Raw genomic sequence first — 1,172 nt, forward strand, 5'->3', positions numbered from 1 at the left:
ATCATTAGGTGAAGCGCTTGTTTCGGAGGGGCTGGCGGGCGCTTTTGCACAGGAAATCTGTGGTGGTTTACCTGAACCATGGGAGCGCCTCGATGTGTCTGACATTCGACGCCATATCGGAATGGCGGAAAGCTACTGGAGTCGCAAGGATTATGGTCACGACGCGTGGTTCTTTGGTGCATCTGACCTTCCAAGATGGTTAGGCTATTCCCTTGGATTTCAGCTCGTAAAACGATTCCTGTTGGAGCATGAGGGCAGTACATCTTCTAGTCTAGTGGAGATAGAGGCACAAGCGTTTCGTGGAGTGCTCGCAGTTATCTAAAACGTTCGGGCTTAGGTCATCAAGATGGCCCCGCCAGTCATTGCTTGCCAAGGCAATGACACTACGCAAGACGGGATTGCCGGGCGCGTACGCCGTAATCGACCCTATGCGTGGAGAGCTGGCTGATAGCGTATGCCCGGACTTCAGCGCGATGAGTTTTTCGCACCAGACTCAGCAGTTTCACGCCCGGATTTCGTCGGTGGGGAGTAACCGTCCGGCCAAGTCACCTACCGAACTTGAGCATTAAGGGCGATGGTGTCCGCGTATTTTAGGTGGACACCATTTCTAGCCTTTTAAGCGGGTCTTTCCATGCAGCCACAACGCCGATCCTATTCCAAATCATTCAAGGCCCAGGTAGTCCAAGAGTGCGCTCAGCCCGGCGCCTCGATTGCCCACGTCGCGCAACACCACAGCCTTAACGCGAACCTCGTCCATAAATGGATTCGGGTACAAACGAACGAAGTCACGGAGCTGCAACCTGCTTTCATTCCGCTACCTTTGCAGTTCGCCGGAGGGCATTCCCAGGCTGCGTCATCGAGCATCTGCGTTGAAATCCAGCACGCGCGTGGCACCGTCAAAGTGAACTGGCCGACCGAAAGCGCAGCCGACTGTGCCTCCTTTCTGCGAGACCTGTTGCGGTGATTCGAATCGATGCGAYCTGGCTCGCCACCGAACCGATGGACATGCGAGCCGGCACCGAAACGRCGTTAGCCCGGGTCATTGCCGTGTTCGGTGCGGCAAAGCCGCACTGCGCTTATCTGTTCGCCAATCGCCGCGCCAATCGGATGAAAGTTCTGGTGCATGACGGCGTGGGTATCTGGCTGGCGGCGCGACGATTGAATCAAGGCAG

3 protein-coding genes are annotated in these 1,172 nt (G+C 56.1%); all 3 read left to right on the top strand.

Translation table 11 applies throughout. From position 1 onward, the window contains the following. Positions 1-322, top strand: a 322-nt coding sequence (locus AC1DLB_RS30500) for a DUF2268 domain-containing putative Zn-dependent protease (protein WP_477786343.1), incomplete at its 5' end; no start/stop codon positions are given. Between the two features lie 309 nt (positions 323-631). Further along, a complete protein-coding gene (gene tnpA, locus AC1DLB_RS30505) occupies positions 632-964 on the top strand; it encodes an IS66-like element accessory protein TnpA (protein ID WP_086944210.1) in 333 nt (110 codons plus the stop codon). Next, the coding region (gene tnpB, locus AC1DLB_RS30510; RefSeq protein WP_477786344.1) for an IS66 family insertion sequence element accessory protein TnpB at positions 961-1,172 on the top strand (212 nt) is incomplete at its 3' end. The genes tnpA and tnpB, both read left to right, overlap by 4 nt.

Source organism: Pseudomonas sp. 05N434 (assembly GCF_056396965.1).

Coding starts and splice junctions, on each gene's coding strand:
- tnpA (WP_086944210.1), top strand. CDS start 632: ATGCAGCCACAACGCCGATCCTATTCCAAATCATTCAAGGCCCAGGTA.